Below are 15966 nucleotides of genomic sequence, written 5' to 3'. Positions count from 1 at the left end.
CGGACACCATGACCTACCTGACCGCGCTGCTCCCCGTCGCCCAGGGCGTGGCCGTGCACGCGGCCCTGTCCCGGCACGCCGACACCCTCCGCTCCGCCGGCGAGACCCGCACCCGGGGCCAGATCATGGCCGACACCCTCGTCGAACGCACCACCGGCACCCCCGGCGGGATCAGCGCGGTGGAAGTCCAGCTCGTCATGACCGACCGGACCCTGTTCCAAGGCGACGCCGAACCGGCACGCCTGCCCGGCTACGGCATCGTCCCCGCAGCCTGGGCGAGGACACTAATCGCCGGGGACCAGGGCCCGGCCGAACCCGGGCGGCCCGGCGAACCCGGCCAGGCCCAAGACCTCAAGCTCTGGCTCCGGCGCCTCTACACCGCCCCCGGAACCGGGGAGCTTGTCGCCGCCGATTCAAAGGCGCGGCTCTTCCCGGCAGGCATGCGCCGCTTCATCCAGGCCCGGGACGAGACCTGCCGGACCCCCTACTGCGACGCACCCATCCGGCACTTCGACCACATCGTTCCCTGGCACCACGGCGGACCCACCAGCCTGGCCAACGGGGCAGGCCTGTGCGAAGCCTGCAACCACACCAAAGAACTCCCCGGCTGGATGGCACGAACCTGGACAGCACGAACCGGCACGGCACAAACAAGCCCCGGGACACGGCACGTCCTGGACATCCGCACCCCCACCGGCCATACCTACCAATCAACAGCCCCACCCCTGCCAGGAACCAGGCTGACAAGAAGCTCAGACCCGCCCGTCATGGCGGCACACTATTTCGGGGACCTGTTTCGCAGGCCCCATCGACCGGAACCGCGCGCCGCCTGAGCTACCGTTCGCCTTCCATTGCCGACGCCTTTCTAGTACAAACCCGCCGGAAGGAACGTAGGCTCGAGCTATGGACGGGAGGAGCAGTCACGGCACCAGTTTGTCCCGCATGCTCGACTCCGGTGCAGACCTGACCGTGGATGGTGCCCTTGCCACCGAGCTTGAAGCACGCGGCTGCGATTTGGACGATCCGCTATGGTCCGCCAAGGTCCTTTTGGAACAACCTCAACTGATCAAGCAGGTACATCGCGACTATTTCGACGCCGGCGCCGCAATCGCCATCACCTCGAGCTATCAAGCCCTGCCCCAGGGATTTGCCCGGCGCGGCATTGCCGAGACGGAAGCTTTGGAACTGGTGGCCTTAAGCGTTCGTTTGGCCGACGAGGCCCGGCGCGAGTACTTGGCGGAAAACCCGGATGCTGGGTCCTTGCTGGTTGCCGGATCTGTTGGCCCCTATGGCGCCTATCTCGCGGACGGTTCCGAGTACCGGGGCGACTACGTTCTCACCCAGCACGAGTTCAAGGAGTTCCACCGGCCGCGGATTCGGGCGCTCGTGGAGACCGGGGTGGACCTGCTGGCCTGCGAGACGCTGCCCTCCTTCGCGGAGGCTGAGGCCCTTTTGGCGCTCGTGGAAGACTTCGACGTCGAATCCTGGTTTTCCTTCACGCTCCGGGACGGCGGACACATCAGCGACGGCACGTCTCTTGCCGAGGTGGCGGCGCTGTGTGGAGCCCAGCCGCGCGTGGCGGCAATCGGCGTGAATTGCGTACCGTTGAACCTGGTCTCCCCGGCGCTTGAGGCCTTGCGCAACGCGACGGACAAGCCGCTGCTCGCGTACCCGAACTCGGGCGAAAGCTACGACGCCGTCACCAAGACGTGGAAACCTCGCGCCGGAGCAAACGCAGGAGGCCCGTCAAGCCTCGCCGAAGGGGCTGCCACTTGGCACGACCTCGGGGCCCGGCTCATTGGCGGGTGCTGCCGGACGACGCCGCGGGATATCGCTGCCGTGGCGAGACTGCCGATGGAGCCTTAGATGCCAGCTTCAGTCAGAACGTGCCGCCTCGCGTTTCGCCCAGAGGGTACTCGCGCTGGAGCTGTACAACTTTCGGATCGTCTTCGTCGGCTCCGTAGTCGGAGTTCCGGGTGATGTCCTTTCCGTCGGGGAGCTTCATCGCGCGGAAGACCAGCGACAAGACGGCAGCAACAATGAGGTTGATCGCGAACGCCACGACGGCGATATAGACCTGCACGTTGGTGCCGGGAATGGCAGCGATGGAGCCGCCGAAGTTGGCCTTCGTCACGGGGTTGACCACGTTGTACGCTGCGACGGTTCCGTAGATGATCCCGGCAACCCAGCCTGCGAAGAGCGCCCAGCGGTGGAGCCACCTGGTGTACAGCCCTGCGACGATCGCGGGGAAGGTCTGCAGGATCCAGATTCCCCCGAGGAGCTGCATGTTGATGGCGGCCGACTGGTCCATCGCGATCACGAAAATCAGCGCCCCGAACTTCACCACGAGCGAGGCGATCTTGGAGACCTTCGCTTCCTGCCGAGGGTCGGCGTCGGGCCGGATCAGGTCGCGGTAGATGTTGCGGGTGAACAGGTTGGCGGCAGCGATCGACATGATGGCGGCCGGAACCAACGCGCCGATGGCGATAGCCGCCAAGGCGATCCCTGCAAACCACGCGGGGAAGTTGTCCAGGAACAGCTGCGGAACCACCAGCTGCGGATTGACGGCACCGTTCAGGTCAATGGGCTTGGTGCCCGCGGAGATGGCCGCGTAGCCCAGGAGGGCCAGGAACCCGAGCATGAGCGAATACAGCGGAAGAACCGCAGCGTTCTTGCGGATGGTGTTCCTGCTCTTGGTCGCCAGGACACCGGTGACCGAGTGCGGGTACATGAACAGCGCCATGGCCGAGCCAAGGGCCAGTGTCCAGTACGCCGAGTAGCTGGCCGCGCCCGGGATGAAGACGCCGGCCGGCTTGCCGGTGGCGGGACTGATGGCGTCGAGTTTCGTCTGGGCTGCACCGAAGATGTTGTCCCAGCCCCCGAACTTGATCGGCAGGTAGATCACGGCAACGATGACTGCAAGGTAGATCAGCAGATCCTTCACGACGGCGATAAGCGCCGGCGCCCGTAGGCCCGAGGTGTAGGTGTAGGCGGCCAGAACCACGAAGGCGATAATCAGCGGCAGGTCAGTCAGCAGCACATTCTGCGCGCTGCCGAGGCCCAACACCGTGAGCACTGCTTTGATGCCGACAAGTTGAAGTGCGATGTACGGCATGGTCGCGACAATGCCGGTGAGGGCCACCGCAACCGTCAGAGCCCTGCTGCCATAGCGCCCGCCAACGAAGTCTGCCGGCGTGACGAACCCATGCCGATGCGAGACCGACCACAAACGGCTCATCAGCAGGAACACAATCGGGTAGAGCACGATCGTGTAAGGCACTGCGAAGAAGCCGCTGACGGCTCCGGTAGCCCACATTGCCGCCGGGACGGCCACGAACGTGTAGGCCGTGTAGAGGTCTCCACCGAGAAGGAACCACGTCACCCAGGTTCCGAAACCACGTCCGCCGAGGCCCCATTCATCGAGACTGTGCAGGCCTGTCTCCTTGCCCGCGCGCCAGCGTGCGGCGAAGAAGCCCAGGACCGCCACCAGGATAAAGAGGATGACGACGACGGTGAGCGCGACGCCGTTGACGGGTCGATCCGCTGTGGTCGCCATTGGGACGGCGAGCCCGCTCATTGTTCCTGCTCCTTCGTGCGTGCGCCCCGCGCGGCCTCGCGGCGGCGGCGGTCCTCCTTGGTTACCAACCGATAAGCGATGCCGATCATGCATGCCGTGACGGGAACCCAGAGCATTTGGTACCAATAGAAGAACGGCATGCCGGCTAGCCGCGGCTGATCAGTCGAATACGCCGGAACGTACAGCGGAACCAGAATGGCGATGGCTAACAGGATTCCGGCCACAATATACGGGCCGGGCCTTGCGGGCCCCCGGGTCGGCACATCGGGAGTTGACATGGACGCCTCCTCATAGAGACGGCCCCCGGATCGGGATGGGCTTCCCGGGACGTACCGGTGGCCTTATGGACCGTATATATACCGGTTCATCAACAGAATAGATTCTGGATTAATTCTTTGACAGGGGAAGTGGCCCACGCTTTTTCGCCAGGGAGCCTTGGTGTCGGGCGGCACTGCCGGGAGCACCGCCGTCGTCGTTGTCTAAAGTAGCCAGACCCGCACAGCGGAACTCGAATGTTTGTCATTCGTCTTGATTAGAGCTGGTAATATCCGTGACGTCCGCCCCTGCGGGCGTTTGTTGGCAGGCGCGGGTCTCTTCCGCTGCCAAAACGGAAGGAATTTCATATGAACGCGTCGACCCCGCGCGCTCCCAGGCTGCAGAATCCAGTCCGGCTCCGCATCCGGAAGGGCATCGCCGGGTACGTAGCTGTTCTAGTGGCGGGCATCGTACTCGTCGCGCCAGGAGCGGGCGCTGCTTCCGCGTCACCCGCCACGACTCCACCACCCCCATCCCCGTCCGCGACATCAACTACCTCGAATGACCACGCGATGGGTTCGACGGTCCGCAGTCACGAGCCCGCTACGCCGATGCGGATGTCTGCCCAGGCAGTAGCGCCAGCTTCGGTTTCCTCCGGGGTGCCGGGAATGGATGTCAGCAGCCACCAGGGCGATGTGGACTGGTCCACTGCGGCCGCCAACGGCGCCAAATTCGCCTATGTCAAGGCCAGCGAGGGAACCGGCTACGCCAACCCGTACTTCGCAAGCCAATATGCCGGATCCGCAAACGCCGGACTCCTGCACGGCGCATACCATTTTGGGCTGCCCGACGCGTCCTCAGGAGCGGACCAGGCCAACTACTTTCTGCAGAGCGGCGCAGCCTGGACCCCGGACGGGAAGACCCTTCCTGCCCTCTTGGACATTGAATACAACCCGTATGGAAGTACCTGCTACGGATTGAACCAGGCTGACATGGTGAATTGGATCTCCGATTTCGCCACGACCATTCTTTCCCGGACGGGGCGCCTGCCTGCCATTTACACCACCACCGACTGGTGGACCACCTGCACGGGCAATGCGGCGGGGTTCGGAAACCATCCCCTGCATATTTCCCAATTCTCAACTGACCCCGGGACCCTGCCGGCCGGATGGCCGGATTACACCCTGTGGCAGAACTCCGATACGGGCGTCTTTCCCGGAGACCAAGACGTCTTCAACGGCACACCCACCCAGTTGACGGATTTCGCCACCAACCCGGGCCCTATCTTCTCCGATATTTCCGGGGATCCGTTCACGTCCGAAATCAACTGGCTCGGTTCCCGTGGCATATCCACTGGGTGGACCGAGTCGGATGGGTCAAGGAACTATAACCCCCTGACCACGGTAGCTCGGGATGCAATGGCCGCCTTCATGTACCGCCTGATGGGCAGCCCGGTATTCACGCCTCCGGCGACGTCGCCATTCACCGACGTCGCCACCAGCAACCCGTTCTACAAACAGATCACCTGGCTCGCACACAACGGCATCAGCACGGGCTGGACAGAAGCCAACGGAAGCAAAACCTACCGTCCGTATCTTTCGGTCAACCGCGACGCCATGGCTGCTTTCATGTACCGCCTCGCAGGTAGTCCGGCTTTCACGGCACCGGCGACGTCGCCATTCACCGACGTCGCCACCGACAACCCGTTCTTCAAACAAATCACCTGGCTCGCAAACAGCGGCATCAGCACGGGATGGACGGAGTCCGACGGAAGCAAAACCTACCGGCCGTATCTAGGGGTCAATCGGGATGCGATGGCCGCGTTCATGTACAGGTACAACACTAATTTCGGGACGATGCGCTAACAGGAACGCCCCGCAAATGAAAAGCGGAGGGCGGCCACCGATGCCGGTGACCGCCCTCCGCCAAATGTGGATTTGTTTAGCCGTCAGTATCCTTCGCGGCCGGCTGGCTGCTGGAACCGGACCCGGAACCGATCACGCTGTGCTGGGGTTCGGGCATCTTCGAGTCAGCACCGTTCACTGATTGCCAGATGGACTTGTTGAACAGTTGCTCATCGATCTTGTCTTCGCTGGCAGTGTCCTGGGTGGCCACCTGGGGGGCCATCGGAGCGTTCGCCCCGTTGACGGTGGTCATGTCATAGCTGGGCTTGAGCGCGGTGTACGGCGTGTTATCAGGCTTGGCTGTGAACGACGCGTTCATGGGAGTAGCGAACGCATCGAACTGGGTCAGCGGGCCGATGCCGGCGATGAGGCCGATGGTGCGGACCATCGAAGCCGTGCTGTAGAAGGTGGAATCGACTTTCCCGGTCTGGGTATAGGGGCTGATGGCCAGTGCCAGGGTGCGGTGTGCATCCACGTGGTCCGGGCCGTTCTGCGCGTCATCCTCCGTGACGAAGATGGCGGTGTCCTTCCAAACAGAAGAGTGGGACACGGTGTCCACCAGCTTGCCGAGCGCGTAGTCGTTATCCGCGACGTAGGCCTTCGGCGTTGGGGCGCCGACGCGGGTGGCCTGGGTGTGGTCATTGGGTAGCCGGACGAACTGGACCGTGGGAACCGTTCCGGATGTCACTTGGGACTGGAAGTCCTTGGCCCATTCTTCAATGCGTGGAGTACCGCAGCCAGGCTTCAACGGCGCGAAGGATCCCGCCGAATCAGGGCAGTTCAAGTCGTAACCGTGGTAGTTGTGGTCGGTCTGCGCATCCAGAACGGGGTCCGCGGCGCTGGACATTCCAGCGTTGTTGGAAACGTAGAAGCCGTAGTTGCGGAAGCTGACGCCTGCCTTGGCGAGCCGCTGCCAGACATACGTGTTGTCAGGCTGTTGGGCCGCGATTTCAGGGGCGTTTCCTTCGCTGGGATACGGCGCCTTGCGGCCCGAGTAGTTGGCCGGCCACATCTGCTCTGCGTACGGGTTCGAGTTGGCCGAGGCCACCCAGTTCCAACCGTTGGCGCTGACTTCAGCATCGGCGTAGAAGTTGTCAATAGTGGTGAACTTCTTGGAGAGGGCCCGCATATTCGGCGCAGACTCGTCGCCGAAGAGATTCAGCGAAGGATCTCCATTGCCCTTGCCGAGGCTTCCAAGCACCTGGTCGTAGGTGCGGTTTTCCTTGACCACGTAGATCACGTGTTTGATGGGACTCTCTTGACCAGGTTGGCGCGGGATGATGTTGCCACCGGCGGTGTCCGGACGGTTGTTGTTTTTGACCTGCTCGGTGGCCTTCTGCAACTGGCCGCCCTCCGGAACGCTGAAACTGCTCAGCGTGCCAACGATCATCGACCCGCTGTACTGGTTTTCGGCGGCCGGGGCGGTTGACTCCGGGTTCGGGTGGCCAGGTCCGCTGTTTGGTCCGGCGCCCAGACCCTTCGCGTTGGTGACATGCAATGTCCCGCCGCTGAAGGCCAACGAACTCGGGTACCAGCCGACTGGAACCACGCCCGCCACTGCGTTCTGGGCAAGATCGACGACGGCGACGTCGTTGTTCCCGGAGTTGCTCACGAAGAGGCGGCGGCCGGCTTCGTCCAGGGCCAGTCCGGTGGGATTGGTTCCCACGGGTGCGCCCTTTTCAGGTGCGACGCTGACACTCGAGCTTGTGCCGGCGGCGGTATCGACAACCGAGACGGTGTCGTCGTCGCCGTTGGCGACGTAAAGCGTACGGCCGTCCTTCGACAGGACGGACTTGTTGGGGTGCAGGCCCACCGTGACGGTGCGGGAAACCTTCGGTTCGGCGCCTGTGATGTCCACCGCGGAGAGGTCCGAGGCGCCCTGGTTGGTGACGAACGCCGTCGTCCCATCTGGGGAAACCGTGACCGAAAGCGGTCGGTGACCGGCCGGCGTCGTCGAGACATTGCCCGTGGAGAGGTCGACGACGGACACGGCGTCAGCGAGCTGATCTGCGACAACCAGCCGCTTACCGTCGGGCGTGATCGCCAATCCGGCCGGGAAGAGGTTGAGTGCCTTGCCCGCGGGCGTCGTGGTGGGAAGCTGGATGGGCGCACCTTCTGCCAGTTTGCCGCCGGAGTAGCTGTAGGTCCGGATCTTGGAGTTTGCTGCTGCGCTGGCGTAGAGCTTGGTGCCGTCAGGGGCCCACGCCAAGCCCATGTAGAGGGATTCAGGGGACTTGTAGGAGATGGTCTGGTCCACCTCGTGGTCTGAGAGATCGACGAGTTGCAGTGACTGCGTACCTTGACCGTTGTTGGTGACCGCGAGCCTCTTGCCGTCGGGCGAAAGGGCGGAGTTGAGCGGGAGGTCTCCGAGTGAGGTCTGCTGTCCGGTTGGCGTAACGCGCATTCCGATTGACGTGACTGCCGTTCCGTCCTCGTGGGGGCCGGCGAACGTCGAAACCGCCGCGAACGCGGCGCCGCCGACGAGCACACAAGACAATGATCCGATGATGACCGGGATTGTTTTGAATTTCATGGTCCCAAAGCTAGGAGCCGTGAAACACGCTGGCCCGACTCACAGGGAACCATCAGCTAAATCATCAGTGAACTGATGAAACCGGCAGGTGTCGGAGTCGGGTCACCGCCGGCAATCAGCCCCCGAGCTCTCTGCGCCGGAATCGCAACTCCCGCAGGGCACCTCGCAGTGGTGACCCGGTGAACGGTAGGTCCTCCAATTTGACCTTCCCGGAAGCTGACAGGGCCAGTGCGTTGGCCTTGTCGGCAGCACGTTGTGGCAAGCCGAGGGTCGCCGCGAAGTCGGCCCAGTGCTTCGCCTTGAGGTTTTTGGTTTTCTAGCTCCGTCTGGTCCATTTTTCCAAAATCCGCAAGATCCTGCCGATTAATCGTCCCGCTCGCGGAGCCGCGGTAGACCTGCCAGCTACGTACTTGCCAGCCATTCGGTCTCGAAGTCCGGATGGTCCGAGTAGGGCAGCGCGAGGGCATTCAACGACTTCGTGGTCCATTCGATCGATTCCGGGATCCACTGCGGCGTATCACCAAGCGAGCCGCGAACCATCGTGGCCAGGGCCGTCTGCCGTGCGGATTCCACGATGCTGAGCAGCCTTCTCTTAGATTCGCATTCCATGAGAAGGCGTCGCTCGTACCATTTGCCCGCCTCGGAGACCGAACGGTCGCCGAGGAGTTTCCGCGCGGCAGCCTCGTCCTCGTTCAGGCGGTCCAGGAGGAAATCGACGATATCCACAAATTGAGCGTACGCGTCCCTTGCGGCAGCGGAAATGCCTGCCTCCGCTAGGCGGGGTCGGCTTGCTTTTCGCGCTGGAGCTCGACGGCGGCAACGTGGGGGAGGGCGTTGTAGTGGCTCCGGGACATGCTGCCGAACTCGTAGGCGGTCTCGGCGTGCTCGGACAGGTCCACGCCGGCGAGCTCTGCCTCGTGGCTGACCCGGAATCCGACGGTCTTGTGGATGACAAGGGCGATGATTGCCGTCATGATTCCTGACACTGCAAGGGTGACAAGGATGGCGACGATCTGCGCCATGAGCTGCTGGAGTCCGCCTCCGTAAAACAGTCCTCCTCCTTTTCCGTTCACCGGCAACGCGATGAATCCGAGCGCGAGCGTGCCGACAAGCCCGCCACCGAGGTGTACGCCCACGACGTCGAGGGAGTCATCGAAGCCGAACTTGTGTTTCAGGTCGACAAACACGGCGCACGCTGCGCCGGCTACCAGCCCGAGGCCGAGGGCTGCGGCGGGAGCCACATTGGCGCAGGCCGGTGTGATAGCCACGAGGCCGGCAACGACGCCGGAAGCGGCACCCAGGGATGTGGGGTGGCCGTGCCGGATCTTCTCGGTGACCAACCAGCTGATCATTGCCCCGGCCGGGGCTACGAGGGTATTCACCCAGATCAAGCCGGCCTGCGCCGACGTCGTGGCCGCGCCGGCATTGAAACCGAACCAACCGAACCACAGGAGGCCAGCGCCGAGCATGATGAGGGGGAGGTTGTGCGGGCGGTGGTTCGGGTCTTTTCCAAAGCCGTGACGCTTGCCCAGGATCAACGCCAGGACAAATGCGGCAGCGCCGGAGCTGATTTCCACAACTGTGCCACCGGCGAAGTCAATCACCTGACCGAAGACCGAACTGATGGCTCCGCCAGGGCTGAGGAGGCCGCCGCCCCACACCATGAACGCCAACGGGCAGTACACCAGGGTGATCCAGATGGGGACGAAAATGACCCAGGAAGTGAATTTTGCGCGGTCGGCGATGGCGCCGCTGATCAGGGCAACGGTGACGATGGCGAAGGTAGCGCTGAAACCGAGCTTGATGAGATCGGTGGAACCGACAAGGTCCGCCGAGCCGAAGCTGCTGAACGGATTGCCGAAAATGCCCAGGACACTCTTGCCGCTGATCATCGAATAGCCCCACAGGATCCACACGGCGCCTACGATGCCCGCGGAGATGAAGCTCATCATGATCATGTTGAGGGAGGCTTTGGCCCGGGTCATGCCACTGTAGAAGAGGCCGAGTGCCGGAGTCATGAGCAGTGCGAGTGCCGCCGACACCATCACCCAAACGTTTTCCGCAGTGATATTCACACGCGTTTCCCTTCTTGTCGGAATGCCGTAGGAGGACCGCCGAAGCTTGGCCCCGTTCTTCCCCGGCCCAATATTTCCGGTTCCGTGTTTCAAGCAATGCGGGGAAAAATTGCAGGGACGTTACATAACTTGCCTTGGCGTGAAGAACGCATGACGGGCGTGTTTCGGGAATGTTAACGCCATCCCGGCGCACACGAGTGGCCGCGCGGAGCGGGCGCCCTGGATCCCAGTGATTCCGCGGATTCCAGGGGCCAAGGAAGGTGAAATCCTTCCACCCGGCAGGAAATCCGCACATTTCTTCGACGTGAACGGCGGCTCACCGTCCCCCGAAGGATGTTTCAGCCGAACGCTGGCGCGTCACGGCCTCCGCGTGCACACTTAGCCTGTGAAGCCGTTTCTCCTGCTCGCATCTCGCGCCGAAGACGCCGCCGCCGAGGAAGAATACCAGGCGTATCTTCGTTTTGGAGGGCTCGCTCCCGAGCAGCTGCAACGCATCCGAATGGAGGCGGCGCCCCTCCCGCCGCTTGAACTCTCTGATTATTCCGGCGTGATTGTGGGTGGCAGTCCCTTCACTTCGAGCGACCCGATGGAGCACAAGAGCCCGGTCCAGAAACGGGTGGAGAAAGAACTTGCAAACCTGCTGGACACGATTGTTGCCGCCGACTTTCCCTTTCTGGGGGCCTGCTATGGGGTCGGAACCCTGGGGCTTCATCAAGGGGCTGTGATTGACCGGACCTACGGTGAAGGACTCGGCGGGGTAACCATCAAACTCACGGCGGAGGGCCTCCGGGACCCGCTCCTCCAAGGGATGTCCGAGCGCTTTGTCGCCTTTACCGGCCATAAGGAAGCCTGCACGGTCCTGCCAGGACACGCGGTGTTGCTGGCCGGTTCGGCCACTTGCCCCGTGCAGATGTTCCGGATCAAGCGGAATCTTTACGCCACTCAATTCCATCCCGAGCTCGACGCCGAGGGGCTCGTCACGCGGATTGACACCTACCGCCACGCCGGATACTTCCCGCCCGAGGCTGCTGAACAGCTGATGGCAGACGCGCGGAAGATCACGGTTACCGAACCGATGAAGATCCTCGGCAACTTTGTCCGCAGGTACGCGATTCCTCAATAACGTCGGAGGAATGAAGCACAATGGGCCCATGACTTTTGCAAATGTGGGAAGCCTCGGCACGAAACCCGGCCAGCGCGACGCCGTCGTCTCCATCCTGCTCAGACCGAAACCGGAACTCCGGGGCGCGGGCTGCCTGCTCTACGAGGTGGGGGTCAACGAAGAATCGCCGGACACGGTCTTTGTCTGCGAACTATGGGAATCGGCAGAAGCGCACCAAGGATCGCTGCAGCTGGACAGCGTCCGGGCGGCCATAAGTGAGGCGATGCCCCTGCTGTCCGGAGAGATGGGCGGCACGCGGTTCACGGTATTGGGCTCACCGCTCCGAAACCCCTGATATTCACCCAGGCGACACGTGGCTGACGGACAGGATTTTCATAGCTCTCACATAGCTCTAGTAGCTACGGTTGGTTCATTATGGAAGAGCAAGAGCCCCGTCGTCCCGTCCAAGGGTCCGGACGAAAGAGAAGCCGGTGGAACCGCTGGAGTCCCTGCCGTCGTCGATCGGCCTTGCTGACAGCCTTCGCGGCCATTCTGGTCGTGACCCTGACGGCCACGGTGTACTCAGCTGCGCATGCCCGCTCATCAGTCTCTCGTGCAGTATCGGCGATGGCCGGCGCTACGCCGTTGGCAGCTGTTCCAGCCGCATCCCCGACGACGGCGGCCGCCGCACCGCCGTCGGCTGCTGCCGAGGCGCCGACTGCCGCTCCAGCCCCCGCGGCTCCGGCAGCTGCAGCGCCGGCAGCCGCAGTGGCCGTTGCTGCGGGTACCGGCGTGACCTCGGCGTTGGACTCCGAGATCAACGCCATCATCGACGCCAACAGCCAGTACCAGATCGGCGTCACCCTGATCGACTTGTCCAATGGCTCGAACCACCAGTACGGGGTCCAGGCGCCGTTCGAGGCAGCAAGCACCGCCAAAGTCCTGGCTGCCGCCGCGTACTACCACCTTGTCGAGACGGGCGCAGTGTCCCTTGACGATCCCTTGGGCGGCTACACGGCCGCTTTCCAGCTCAAGGAGATGATCCAGGACAGCGACAACGACTCCTGGTCCTTGATCATGGACGCGGTCGGCTATTCGGAGCTTCAGGCCTACGCCGCATCGATCGGCGTTAGCTATGACCCGATGAACAACACGCTGACTCCCAGCGAAATGGCGAGCATCATGGCCGGCCTCTACAGCGGGAAGCTCCTGAACCAGCAGGACACCACACAGTTGTTGTCCTACATGCAGAACACCAACTACGAATCGCTCATCCCCGCCGCGGTTCCGGCCGCAATCACCGTTTTCCACAAGTACGGACTGCTCGACGACGAACTCCACGACGCCAGCATCCTCACCAACGGAGCCAACTCCTATGCATTCGTGGTCTACACCAAAGGCCAGGACGAGAGCGATATCCCCGCCCGCACCGACATCTTCCACCAGCTCACCCAGGCCGTAGTGAACGGCCTGTTCTAAAAGGCCCGTTCTAAAAGGACTTGGACCGACCTTCAGCATCACGACGCCGGCCGCGCAGTCGGACTGACTGCGCGGCCGGCGTCCTTGTTCCCTTATATGCGCTGAGCGCCTGTCGCGGTGCTATCTATATGCCTCCTTCCGCATGGGGTCGGGCCAATTTCCTATGAATTGGGTTTGGTTCTGCATGGTCTTCTCCTGACTAAGACGGTGTTCTGCGCGATGCGACGCAGTTGGTCGTGCCTGCCAAAAGGGCAGGGGCGGCCTGACTAGTCGGGAGAGGAACCAGGATCGAATGCAGGTTCGGCCGAGGGGCTTTGCCGGCTATCGGGGATCGGGCCATCGCGGGGTGGCGGTGCCAGCGCGCGTTGTTCCGGCAGATCTGCCGCGCCAAAGGCGGAACCGCCCTCCGGGCCCGACGTCGATCCTGCCCCGGGTGGCGACACCGACTCAGGAACCGGCGCGTCAGGCGGAGGTCCGCCGGAAACCGGCGACCCATCCGTTGTCGCCAACATTGCGGGGGGCATGAAGACAACCCCGTCCGGCAGGAATCCGGTGTTCGTTGTGAATCCGGGGTTCCGGGTGATCGCGTTCGGTCCGGACTGGACCGAGGGCGAAAAGCGGTTCGTCGGGACAGCTGGAAAGCTTGGTCCGTGAGGCGGCAGTATTGCGGGCACCAGCGGCAATGCCGGGACGGAAGGCGGCTCGGGCAATGGCGGCACGGAAGGCGGCAGTATGGAGGGCAATGGCGGCAACTGCGGCACGGAAGGCGGCAGTATGGAGGGCAACGGCGGCAAGGCCGGGAGTTCCTTGATCGTGTTCTCGACTACCTGCGGCACAGCGTCGACGAGTCCGACGACTGGCGTCAGGACCTGCTTCGTTGGCTGACCGACCACGGTTTCAGGAACTGTGGCCAACTGACCCGGGCTTGGAACCACGGACGGGACGTTGTCGACGAGCGTGCCAATGGGGCCGGTGAGGGGAACCGGGGGCTGTGAAACCGACGGTGTCGGGACAGCGGGAATCGCCGGCAGAAGGTCTGTGGCCTGCGAAGGACCGGCCAGCCACAGCAACCACGCCAATGCGCCGAAAACGGCGAGAAGAACGGGGCGAACCAAAGAAAAGCCACGGCACCCCAGATGCCAAGCCAAACACTCCACCTCCCCAGTGCGGTGTCTGGGTACTAAGTTACGCCCGTCCGGGGCGGCAGTCCATAGCTAAGTATGCTTAGCTCCCGAACTCCCGAAGGGTCACCACGCGGGACGCAGCGTCGACATCGGGGCGGAGGTCCCGGTCCTGGACGTCGGCGGGCAAGGACAGACCGGCGTCGAAGGCCTTTCGGAACCGCGGACTCGTGAATTCTCCTCGCGTCCTGCCCTGCAGCCTGAGCGCGCGCGATGCGCAAAGGAGTTCGATGCCAACCACCGTTGAAAGCGCCAGCACGGTGGAATCCATGCGGGAGCTGGCCACACTCGCGAAACTGGCATCTTCTTCGGCGCCCAGCGAGAGCACCACCGTTTGCAGGCTCACAGGCTGTGCATTGGCTCGAATGCGGCCGACCGCTGCGGCTGCCACGTATTCAAGCATCATGACGCCGGACTGGCCGGCATCATCGCCCGCAAGGAATCGGTGGAGGCCGGTGTATGCCGGATCGCACAGCAGGCTGATCCTCCGAAGGTTCGTTGCGCACGCCGCACCGATGGCCAGTTGCAGGGCATCTATGCGGCGGGCGAGGGTGGTCATCTGGAACAGGCCATGATGGGCTACCCCGTTGCTTCCATCCTCTGCGGAACCGTACACCAGCGGGTTTTCATGACCGGCCACAACCAAACGCTCCAAAAGCATACCGAGCGCCTCGAGTTCCTCCGCCACCGAACCGAGGGCCTGAGGCAGGGTGCGCAGGCAGTACGGGTCCTGGATCCTCGCCGGGTCGCCGCTGCCTTCCACGAGGCCGCGCAGCACTCCGGCCATCCCGGTGACTGCGGGGGAATCGGCTGCCCGCGCGACTTCGGGGCTCAATGCCTCGGGATTCCCGGACATTGCCGCGAAGGACAAGGCGCTCACCGTGGTTAGGTTTTCCATCAGTGTGGCGAGCTTTTGCTGGGCAAGCGCGGCCTGGGCGATGGTGAGGGCGCTGGAGCTGATGAAAGGAAGGGCATCCTCGGTGGCCCAGGCGTCCAGAGGCGCCGGGACGTACTTGCCGTCCATGGTGGGGCGTTCGCCGAGGAGGGTGAGCGCCGTTCCCGCCAGCGCGGGCAGGTCCGCAGTGCCGATTCCGCCGAATTCCCGCACTTCGGGCAAGGCATCGGCGTTGAGCATGTCCACGACTGCATCGGCCACAGACGGGTTGATGCCCGACGAGCCCGCAGCAAGCTGGGACAGCCTGATGGCCAGCATTGCCCTGACGGTTTCCCGGTCAAGTACCCGTCCGGCGTCGACCGCATGGCTGCGCAGGAGGTTCAAACCGTGGACGTTGACGTCCTTGTCCCCGGCGTCCAGCGCGACAGATCGGTTCGCCCCGACTCCGGTGGACCGCCCGTAGACGGGACGGGACAGTGCCGTCGCACGGGCGGACCGTCGGGATGCGGCCATCCGTTCAACCGCCGACGGCGCCAGCGTCACCTTAGTTCCGCCACTTGCCACGGCTGCGATGTCGCTCAGACGCAGCTGTTTGCCGTCGATTTCGATCATGGAGGTGATTCTTTCTCAGATGGGCGGTTGATGTTCCCAACTAGCTCGCAGTTGTTGTCGTTATGAGGGCTCATAACGACAACTAATGCGAGCCAGTTGGGGTTGTCGGGTCTTGGTTAGCGGGTTTCTTCCATGGGGATTCGGACGCCGCGTTCGTGGGCGACGTCGATGGCGCGGTCGTAGCCGGCGTCGGCGTGGCGGATGACGCCCATGCCGGGGTCGTTGGTGAGGAGGCGTTCGAGTTTTTGGGCGGCGAGGTCGGTGCCGTCGGCGACGGAGACCTGGCCGGTGTGGATGGAACGGCCGATGCCCACGCCGCCGCCGTGGTGGATGGAGACCCAGGTGGCCCCGGA

Annotated in this window: 13 protein-coding genes and 1 pseudogene; 7 read left to right on the top strand and 7 right to left on the bottom strand. The window is 63.4% G+C overall.

What is annotated here, in order from left to right; genetic code table 11:
- Together AB0323_RS23675 and mmuM are read left to right on the top strand one after the other, a co-directional pair.
- The coding region (locus AB0323_RS23675) for an HNH endonuclease signature motif containing protein (RefSeq protein ID WP_366179501.1) at positions 1–833 on the top strand (833 nt) is incomplete at its 5' end.
- Between the two features lie 70 nt (positions 834–903).
- Positions 904–1866, top strand: coding sequence for a homocysteine S-methyltransferase (mmuM, locus tag AB0323_RS23670; RefSeq protein WP_366179500.1), 963 nt, complete (start codon positions 904–906; stop codon positions 1864–1866).
- 13 nt (positions 1867–1879) lie between these two features.
- On the opposite strand, the gene mctP is transcribed toward mmuM, so the two are convergent.
- On the bottom strand, positions 1880–3577 hold the full coding sequence (gene mctP / locus AB0323_RS23665) for a monocarboxylate uptake permease MctP (RefSeq protein WP_366179499.1): 1698 nt from the start codon (positions 3575–3577) through the stop codon (positions 1880–1882).
- Entirely contained in the window at positions 3574–3855 is a 282-nt protein-coding gene (locus AB0323_RS23660) for a DUF3311 domain-containing protein (protein ID WP_366179498.1), read from the bottom strand. The genes mctP and AB0323_RS23660 overlap by 4 nt, the downstream gene beginning before the upstream one ends.
- A 345-nt stretch (positions 3856–4200) precedes the next feature.
- Between AB0323_RS23660 and AB0323_RS23655 the strand changes: the two genes are divergently transcribed.
- A complete protein-coding gene (locus tag AB0323_RS23655) occupies positions 4201–5697 on the top strand; it encodes a lysozyme (protein ID WP_366179497.1) in 1497 nt (498 codons plus the stop codon).
- A 76-nt stretch (positions 5698–5773) separates the two neighbouring features.
- On the opposite strand, the gene AB0323_RS23650 is transcribed toward AB0323_RS23655, so the two are convergent.
- The 3 genes from AB0323_RS23650 to AB0323_RS23640 form a co-directional block, all read right to left on the bottom strand.
- Positions 5774–8269, bottom strand: a complete 2496-nt coding sequence (locus tag AB0323_RS23650; protein WP_366179496.1) for a bifunctional YncE family protein/alkaline phosphatase family protein — start codon at positions 8267–8269, stop codon at positions 5774–5776.
- A 402-nt stretch (positions 8270–8671) separates the two neighbouring features.
- A complete protein-coding gene (locus tag AB0323_RS23645; RefSeq protein WP_366179495.1) occupies positions 8672–8995 on the bottom strand; it encodes a DUF6221 family protein in 324 nt (107 codons plus the stop codon).
- Positions 8996–9042: 47 nt separating this feature from the next.
- Complete coding sequence (locus tag AB0323_RS23640; RefSeq protein WP_366179494.1) at positions 9043–10344, bottom strand: ammonium transporter; 1302 nt, start codon at positions 10342–10344, stop codon at positions 9043–9045.
- 385 nt (positions 10345–10729) lie between these two features.
- On the opposite strand from AB0323_RS23640, the gene AB0323_RS23635 reads away from it, so the two are divergent.
- The 4 genes from AB0323_RS23635 (at position 10730) to AB0323_RS23620 (ending at position 13579) form a co-directional block, all read left to right on the top strand.
- Positions 10730–11467: a glutamine amidotransferase gene (locus tag AB0323_RS23635; RefSeq protein ID WP_366179493.1), complete on the top strand. Its 738-nt coding sequence runs from the start codon at positions 10730–10732 to the stop codon at positions 11465–11467.
- A gap of 28 nt (positions 11468–11495) precedes the next feature.
- Positions 11496–11801, top strand: coding sequence for an antibiotic biosynthesis monooxygenase (locus tag AB0323_RS23630; protein WP_234754291.1), 306 nt, complete (start codon positions 11496–11498; stop codon positions 11799–11801).
- Positions 11802–11974: 173 nt separating this feature from the next.
- On the top strand, positions 11975–12925 hold the full coding sequence (locus AB0323_RS23625) for a serine hydrolase (RefSeq protein WP_366179492.1): 951 nt from the start codon (positions 11975–11977) through the stop codon (positions 12923–12925).
- A 522-nt stretch (positions 12926–13447) separates the two neighbouring features.
- Positions 13448–13579: a hypothetical protein gene (locus AB0323_RS23620; RefSeq protein WP_366179491.1), complete on the top strand. Its 132-nt coding sequence runs from the start codon at positions 13448–13450 to the stop codon at positions 13577–13579.
- Positions 13580–14149: 570 nt separating this feature from the next.
- Here AB0323_RS23620 and AB0323_RS23615 read toward each other — a convergent pair.
- Together AB0323_RS23615 and AB0323_RS23610 are read right to left on the bottom strand one after the other, a co-directional pair.
- Positions 14150–15613, bottom strand: coding sequence for an aromatic amino acid ammonia-lyase (locus tag AB0323_RS23615; RefSeq protein ID WP_366179490.1), 1464 nt, complete (start codon positions 15611–15613; stop codon positions 14150–14152).
- Between the two features lie 116 nt (positions 15614–15729).
- A pseudogene (locus AB0323_RS23610) lies at positions 15730–15966 on the bottom strand (urocanate hydratase); the annotation flags it as partial.

It is taken from the genome of Arthrobacter sp. NPDC080031 (assembly GCF_040702485.1).
Lineage (GTDB): Bacteria > Actinomycetota > Actinomycetes > Actinomycetales > Micrococcaceae > Arthrobacter.
Note: the sequence above shows the minus strand (reverse complement) of the source record. Positions and strands in the feature narration are given on the sequence as shown.